The organism is Arthrobacter gandavensis (genome assembly GCF_015355785.1).
In the GTDB taxonomy this organism is placed as follows: domain Bacteria; phylum Actinomycetota; class Actinomycetes; order Actinomycetales; family Micrococcaceae; genus Arthrobacter_B; species Arthrobacter_B gandavensis_A.
On sequence record NZ_JADKYW010000001.1, the window covers coordinates 1 to 8,552 of the forward strand.

General features: G+C 57.9%; 1 protein-coding gene and 3 rRNA genes. All 4 read left to right on the forward strand.

Annotated elements, in window-relative coordinates:
• Positions 1-352: 352 nt before the first annotated feature.
• The 4 genes from ITX31_RS00005 (at position 353) to ITX31_RS00020 (ending at position 8,258) form a co-directional block, all read left to right on the forward strand.
• Positions 353-1,882 (forward strand): 16S ribosomal RNA (locus ITX31_RS00005).
• Positions 1,883-2,346: 464 nt separating this feature from the next.
• Positions 2,347-5,482 (forward strand): 23S ribosomal RNA (locus ITX31_RS00010).
• A gap of 226 nt (positions 5,483-5,708) precedes the next feature.
• Positions 5,709-5,825, forward strand: a 5S ribosomal RNA gene (gene rrf, locus ITX31_RS00015).
• Together the 16S, 23S and 5S rRNA genes form the textbook arrangement of a ribosomal RNA operon.
• Before the next feature lie 477 nt (positions 5,826-6,302).
• Positions 6,303-8,258, forward strand: a complete 1,956-nt coding sequence (locus tag ITX31_RS00020) for a DUF5979 domain-containing protein (protein WP_194781462.1) — start codon at positions 6,303-6,305, stop codon at positions 8,256-8,258.
• Positions 8,259-8,552 lie beyond the last annotated feature (294 nt).

Sequence of the window (8,552 nt, forward strand, 5' to 3'; positions counted from 1 at the left end):
GGGACTGGATGCTGGGTCCGGAAGGGCTTGAATAGCCGGTTTGGATCGAATTCCCCGGAATTCACCGAATTGCTAAAACAGCCCGGATGGAATATGCTGGTAAAACACCACAGCGGTGCGAAAAGAAAAAGAAAGTTCCCGAATCGGGAATGGTTTTCCGAGTAGACCGGATGTGCCTGTTGTTTGAGAACTCAATAGTGTGCCAAGTTTATTGATACCGATTATTTTAATTGGTTGAATTGGCTGTCCCGCCCACCCCGTGGGCTGTGGATGGTTTTTTTAGCTGGTTTCGAATTTAGTGCATGACTGTGCAGCCAATTTTCCTTGGCTCCGGTTGTGTGTCTGTAAAACATTTACGGAGAGTTTGATCCTGGCTCAGGATGAACGCTGGCGGCGTGCTTAACACATGCAAGTCGAACGATGACTTCTGTGCTTGCACAGAATGATTAGTGGCGAACGGGTGAGTAACACGTGAGTAACCTGCCCTTAACTTCGGGATAAGCCTGGGAAACCGGGTCTAATACCGGATACGACCTCCTGGCGCATGCCATGGCGGTGGAAAGCTTTATTGCGGTTTTGGATGGACTCGCGGCCTATCAGCTTGTTGGTTGGGGTAATGGCCCACCAAGGCGACGACGGGTAGCCGGCCTGAGAGGGTGACCGGCCACACTGGGACTGAGACACGGCCCAGACTCCTACGGGAGGCAGCAGTGGGGAATATTGCACAATGGGCGAAAGCCTGATGCAGCGACGCCGCGTGAGGGATGACGGCCTTCGGGTTGTAAACCTCTTTCAGCAGGGAAGAAGCGAAAGTGACGGTACCTGCAGAAGAAGCGCCGGCTAACTACGTGCCAGCAGCCGCGGTAATACGTAGGGCGCAAGCGTTATCCGGAATTATTGGGCGTAAAGAGCTCGTAGGCGGTTTGTCGCGTCTGCTGTGAAAGCCCGGGGCTCAACCCCGGGTCTGCAGTGGGTACGGGCAGACTAGAGTGCAGTAGGGGAGACTGGAATTCCTGGTGTAGCGGTGAAATGCGCAGATATCAGGAGGAACACCGATGGCGAAGGCAGGTCTCTGGGCTGTAACTGACGCTGAGGAGCGAAAGCATGGGGAGCGAACAGGATTAGATACCCTGGTAGTCCATGCCGTAAACGTTGGGCACTAGGTGTGGGGGACATTCCACGTTTTCCGCGCCGTAGCTAACGCATTAAGTGCCCCGCCTGGGGAGTACGGCCGCAAGGCTAAAACTCAAAGGAATTGACGGGGGCCCGCACAAGCGGCGGAGCATGCGGATTAATTCGATGCAACGCGAAGAACCTTACCAAGGCTTGACATGAACCGGTAAAGCGTAGAAATACGCTCCCCACTTGTGGCCGGTTTACAGGTGGTGCATGGTTGTCGTCAGCTCGTGTCGTGAGATGTTGGGTTAAGTCCCGCAACGAGCGCAACCCTCGTTCTATGTTGCCAGCGGGTTATGCCGGGGACTCATAGGAGACTGCCGGGGTCAACTCGGAGGAAGGTGGGGACGACGTCAAATCATCATGCCCCTTATGTCTTGGGCTTCACGCATGCTACAATGGCCGGTACAAAGGGTTGCGATACTGTGAGGTGGAGCTAATCCCAAAAAGCCGGTCTCAGTTCGGATTGAGGTCTGCAACTCGACCTCATGAAGTTGGAGTCGCTAGTAATCGCAGATCAGCAACGCTGCGGTGAATACGTTCCCGGGCCTTGTACACACCGCCCGTCAAGTCACGAAAGTTGGTAACACCCGAAGCCGGTGGCCTAACCCCTTGTGGGAGGGAGCCGTCGAAGGTGGGACCGGCGATTGGGACTAAGTCGTAACAAGGTAGCCGTACCGGAAGGTGCGGCTGGATCACCTCCTTTCTAAGGAGCACCTGAAACTGTTTGTGTTCTTCCACAGTGTTGGATGCACGGTTTCCAGGAGTATGCCCGCTGCGAAGGCGTTTGTTCTTCGGCGGGTGCTCATGGGTGGAATATCAATGAACAGGTTTGTCCGGGTTGTTCCGGGTCTGTGAGTACGCCCCCCTGGGGGTTGGAAAGCGGGTCCGGGCGGTTGCCCGGGGGAAGCGTTTGGCACACTGTTGGGTCCTGAGGCAACAGGATCTGTTGTTTCTGGTTTTCCTGCGCATGCCGGAGGCCGGGTGGTGGTTCCCTTTGCGGGGTGCCGTTTCCGGTGGATGGGTGTGACGGGGTTGTTGTTTGAGAACTACATAGTGGACGCGAGCATCTTAAAAATTATTAAGTGCAATTTCAGATAAACCTGGTGACCGGTCTTGTACTGGTTTTCCATGGTTTTCTCGATAGCGATATTAATTGTTGATCTTTGTGGTCAAGTTTTTAAGGGCACACGGTGGATGCCTTGGCATCAGGAGCCGAAGAAGGACGTAGGAATCTGCGATAAGCCTGGGGGAGTTGATAACCGAGCGGTGATCCCAGGATGTCCGAATGGGGAAACCCCGCCCGGCGCGCGAGTGACCGGGTGACCCGCATCTGAACACATAGGGTGCGTGGAGGGAACGCGGGGAAGTGAAACATCTCAGTACCCGCAGGAAGAGAAAACAACAGTGATTCCGTTAGTAGTGGCGAGCGAACGCGGAAGAGGCTAAACCAGTGGTGTGTGATAGCCGGCGGGCGTTGCATCACTGGGGTTGCGGGACTTTCCGTATCAGTTCTGCCGGACTGGTGAAGTGAGTGCAGGTGCATAGGTGAACTGGTTTGAAAGCCAGGCCGTAGAGGGTGTTAGCCCCGTAACCGGAATGTATGCTGCCGCTTGGAGAGGATCCCAAGTAGCACGGGGCCCGAGAAATCCCGTGCGAATCTGCCAGGACCACCTGGTAAGCCTAAATACTCCCTGATGACCGATAGCGGACAAGTACCGTGAGGGAAAGGTGAAAAGTACCCCGGGAGGGGAGTGAAATAGTACCTGAAACCGTGTGCCTACAAACCGTCGGAGCAGCCTTGTAGCTGTGACGGCGTGCCTTTTGAAGAATGAGCCTGCGAGTTAGTGTTACGTCGCGAGGTTAACCCGTGTGGGGAAGCCGTAGCGAAAGCGAGTCTGAACAGGGCGAGTGAGTGGCGTGATCTAGACCCGAAGCGGAGTGATCTACCCATGGCCAGGTTGAAGCGACGGTAAGACGTCGTGGAGGACCGAACCCACTTCAGTTGAAAATGGAGGGGATGAGCTGTGGGTAGGGGTGAAAGGCCAATCAAACTCCGTGATAGCTGGTTCTCCCCGAAATGCATTTAGGTGCAGCGTTGCGTGTTTCTTGCCGGAGGTAGAGCTACTGGATGGCCGATGGGCCCTACAAGGTTACTGACGTCAGCCAAACTCCGAATGCCGGTAAGTGAGAGCGCAGCAGTGAGACTGTGGGGGATAAGCTTCATAGTCGAGAGGGAAACAGCCCAGACCACCAACTAAGGCCCCTAAGCGTGTGCTAAGTGGGAAAGGATGTGGAGTTGCCCAGACAACCAGGAGGTTGGCTTAGAAGCAGCCACCCTTGAAAGAGTGCGTAATAGCTCACTGGTCAAGTGATTCCGCGCCGACAATGTAGCGGGGCTCAAGTACACCGCCGAAGTTGTGGCATTCAGATTTTTGGTAAGCCTTCGTGGTTCAGCCGTCTGGATGGGTAGGGGAGCGTCGTGTGGGCAGTGAAGCTGCGGTGTAAACCAGTGGTGGAGCCTACACGAGTGAGAATGCAGGCATGAGTAGCGAAAGACGGGTGAGAAACCCGTCCGCCGAATGATCAAGGGTTCCAGGGTCAAGCTAATCTGCCCTGGGTAAGTCGGGACCTAAGGCGAGGCCGACAGGCGTAGTCGATGGACAACGGGTTGATATTCCCGTACCGGCGAAAAACCGCCCATACTGAACGGGGGAAACTAACCGCCCGAAACCTGCCCGTGCACCCTTGTGGTGTTCCGGGTTTTGGTGGAGCGCGGGACCGTATCCCGGGAGGTAAGCGTATTAACAGGTGTGACGCAGGAAGGTAGCCGGGCCGGGCGATGGTTGTCCTGGTCTAAGGATGTAGGGTCAGTGATAGGCAAATCCGTCACTGTGTCTTTGATGACGCACCTGAGATCTGATGGGACCCCCGAACGGGGGAATCCGGTGATCCTATGCTGCCTAGAAAAGCATCGGCGCGAGGTTTTAGCCGCCCGTACCCCAAACCGACACAGGTGATCAGGTAGAGAATACCAAGGCGATCGAGAGAATTATGGTTAAGGAACTCGGCAAAATGCCCCCGTAACTTCGGGAGAAGGGGGGCCTGCCCCGTGATGGAGACTTGCTTTCCGGAGCGGGTGTGGGCCGCAGAGACCAGGGGGAAGCGACTGTTTACTAAAAACACAGGTCCGTGCGAAGTCGCAAGACGATGTATACGGACTGACTCCTGCCCGGTGCTGGAAGGTTAAGAGGACCGGTTAGCCCTTGCGGGCGAAGCTGGGAATTTAAGCCCCAGTAAACGGCGGTGGTAACTATAACCATCCTAAGGTAGCGAAATTCCTTGTCGGGTAAGTTCCGACCTGCACGAATGGAGTAACGACTTCCCCGCTGTCTCAACCATAAACTCGGCGAAATTGCAGTACGAGTAAAGATGCTCGTTACGCGCAGCAGGACGGAAAGACCCCGAGACCTTTACTATAGTTTGGTATTGGTGTTCGGTGTGGCTTGTGTAGGATAGGTGGGAGACTGTGAGACCCGGACGCCAGTTCGGGTGGAGTCATCGTTGAAATACCACTCTGGTCATACTGGATATCTAACTTCGGCCCGTAATCCGGGTCAGGGACAGTGCCTGATGGGTAGTTTAACTGGGGCGGTTGCCTCCTAAAGAGTAACGGAGGCGCCCAAAGGTTCCCTCAGCCTGGTTGGCAATCAGGTGTCGAGTGTAAGTGCACAAGGGAGCTTGACTGTGAGAGAGACATCTCGAGCAGGGACGAAAGTCGGGACTAGTGATCCGGCGGTACATTGTGGAATGGCCGTCGCTCAACGGATAAAAGGTACCTCGGGGATAACAGGCTGATCTTGCCCAAGAGTCCATATCGACGGCATGGTTTGGCACCTCGATGTCGGCTCGTCGCATCCTGGGGCTGGAGTAGGTCCCAAGGGTTGGGCTGTTCGCCCATTAAAGCGGTACGCGAGCTGGGTTTAGAACGTCGTGAGACAGTTCGGTCCCTATCCGCTGCGCGCGCAGGAAATTTGAGAAGGGCTGTCCTTAGTACGAGAGGACCGGGACGGACGAACCTCTGGTGTGTCAGTTGTACTGCCAAGTGCATCGCTGATTAGCTACGTTCGGATGGGATAACCGCTGAAAGCATCTAAGCGGGAAGCCTGCTTCAAGATGAGATTTCCATGCACCTTGTGTGTGAGAGGCCCCCAGCCAGACCACTGGGTTGATAGGCCGGATGTGGAAGCGGGGACTAAAGACCCGTGAAGCTGACCGGTACTAATAGGCCGATAACTTACACCACACATATCCTGGGCAGAACACGACTTCAAACGGTTCCGCCAAAGAAGGGGTATGAAGATCATGCTGCTTGCGTCCACTATGTGGTTCCCAACCAACAACCCGCGTTGTTGCAGGGAACATAACTGAATAGCTGCCGGCCCTGGTATCAGGGGCCGGGAGCATCTGGTACCACGTACCCCCATCAGGTTTACCCACCCCGCACACACGCGGGGGTCGGGTTCAAGGGTTACGGCGGTCATTGCGCGGGGGAAACGCCCGGTCCCATTCCGAACCCGGAAGCTAAGACCCGCAGCGCCGATGGTACTGCACTCGGGAGGGTGTGGGAGAGTAGGTCACCGCCGGACAATCATTGACAGGTTCAGGCCCCGCAACGCTGCGGGGCCTGAACCTCTTTAACACCTCCGGGCTGTGTCACCATCACTTTTTACTTTCCCGCAGGGGCCGGCGCGCACGCGCGCTGGCCCTTTTTCTGTTTAACCACAGTTGGACACCAGCCCCCGTACGGGCCCCGACCGCGCCGGGACAGTTTCACATGCAGTCCGTGTTTTTGGTCCTCCGTCCATGGCGGATGCCTCATTCGGACGGGGAGAGGGATTGTTCGGCCCCCTCCCTATCCAGGCCCAGTCCTGCCCACGTAGCCTCTGAGGCCACGGCCCAGTGCGGCCGATCCGGAGCTCACGACTTTGGATTCACTTCACGCCAAGACAGGAAGCGGGAACCCTATGAGCCTGCGTCACCAATCCGTACAAGCCAGCGGCCCCGGGAGGCGACGCCAGGGTGTAACCGGTGGAGCCGCCGTCGGCCTCCTGGTGTTCCTGTTTATGTTGCTGCCGCTTGCGGTGCCGGCCAATGCTGTGTTCTCCGGCGAGTCCCCCGGGAACGAGGTTCCTTCCGACATAACCGAGATCACCATGACCGGCACCGGACCCGGGCAAAGCGTGGCCGGCGGGCTGCCTCCGGTAGGTACACCCTTCGATCCCACTACCGGGTATCCCGCAGACGTGCCCGCTGGCTACGACCCGGCCAATGAGGGTTTCGCCGGAATCATCACCACTGTCGACGAGGTAGGCAATACCCAGCAGATGTACTGCATCGACATCCGTACCTCCACCTACACCGGCCTGGGCTACGAGAGTGGCACCTGGAGCGAATCGAATGTGCCGAATATCGGCTACGTCAACCGGGTGCTGAACAGCTACTACCCGGACCAGCCGGGAGTGCCGCCAGCGCCGTCGGACAGCATCCGGGCAGCAGCGGTGCAGGCGGCTGTATGGTTTTTCAGCGATGGCTACGTCCTTGAGGACACAGACCCTGTCCGACCCTACACGGAGGCAATTGTTGCCGCGGTACTCGCTGCCGGCCCGCTGACTGAGCCGCCGGCTCCCAACGTCGCCATCGATCCGCCCACTGCATCGGGCCCCACCGACGGGGTCACGGGACCATTCACCATCACTTCCGACGCCGGCACCATTACGGTCACGGCCCCGGAAGGCTACACCCTGTACACGGACCCGGCAGGTACGGTTCCTCTTGTGGGAACAACGGTGACCTCCGGAACGCAGCTGTGGGTTCGGAACGATGATCAGACCACGGATCCGGTTGTGCTGACAGCCACGGCCGTCGTCCCCGTCCAGACGGGCAACGTATACCTCTACGCCGGCAACAACCCCCAGGTCACTACCGCCCAAAAACTGATCCTGGCAGCCGACGCGCAGATCGAGTCCAATGCCCAGGCGACGGCGGAGTTCTTCGAAGCCGGGGACCTGACGGTCAGTAAGGCGTTTGCAGGGGAAGGCGCCGGGTTGCAGGGTGACATTTCACTGCTGGTGGACTGCGGAACAGCCGGCGTCTTCACCTTCGAGATCCCTGCGGGCACGACTGAGACGGTGACGGAGACAGTCGCAGGACTTCCGCTAGGCACGGTCTGTTCAGTCACTGAACCCGTCACCGGATCAACGGCGGAGGTTACCGTCACTCCGGTGCTCCCGGAGCCCGTGACAATCACTGACGGCGCGAACGTCCTTGCCGTCAGCAACACCGTTGACATCAATACGGGTGGCCTGCTGGTAACCAAGACCATCACCGGTCCCGGAGCCGGGATGCAGGATGACATTTCCCTGGTAGTGGACTGCGGACCGGCAGGATCCTTCACCTTCGGCATCCCCGCGGGCACAACCGAACCAGTGACTGAGACGGTATCCGGACTGCCCGTAGGAACCGTTTGCTCGGTCACTGAGCCGGAAACCGGATCGACTGCCGAAGTGACGGCCACCCCTGTGCTTCCTGACCCGGTCACCATAACGCAGGAGGAGAACGTGCTGGCCGTCGCCAACACGGTTGAGATCAATCCCGGGAGCCTGCTGGTGACCAAGACCATCACCGGGAATGGCGCTGGTCTGCAGGCTGACGTTGTTATCAATGTCCAGTGCGGCGAAGGACTCGTGGATGAAGTCATCGTGCTGTCCGCAGGCACAACAGCAGGCGACTACACGCAGCTCTACGAAGGCATCCCCGCAGGTACGCTCTGCACCATCTATGAGCTGGCTTCCGGGACTAATGCAGACGTTACCGTGGAATCGACCTTCACCGGTGAAGTCTCAATCCTGCCCGGAGCAACACAGGACATCGGCGTCACCAATCGCTACTCGGCGGTCTCTGTGACTGAACGCCTGCCCCGGACGGGTGCCGAGTCAATGAATCTGGCCCTGATGGGCGGCGGAGCGGTGCTTGCCGGGTCCGGGCTGTTTCTCGCGTCGCTGCGGCGCCGCCAGGGATAGCATCTCCTGACCGCTAACACGTGTGGCGCCGGGTCCTCCCACTGGGGCGGATCCGGCGCCGCAGCGCTGATTTGCGCCGTCTCCGAAACCTGTGTAGAGTCTTCTGAGTCGCCGCAGCCGGGACGCTCACGAAGCGCCTGAAGCATGGCGGCCAAACCCCAACTTTCAATCGATGGTTGATCTGCCGTGCGCCTTGTGTGCCGGCGGAAAAAACCTGGGACTGGATGCTGGGTCCGGAAGGGCTTGAATAGCCGGTTTGGATCGAATTCCCCGGAATTCACCGAATTGCTAAAA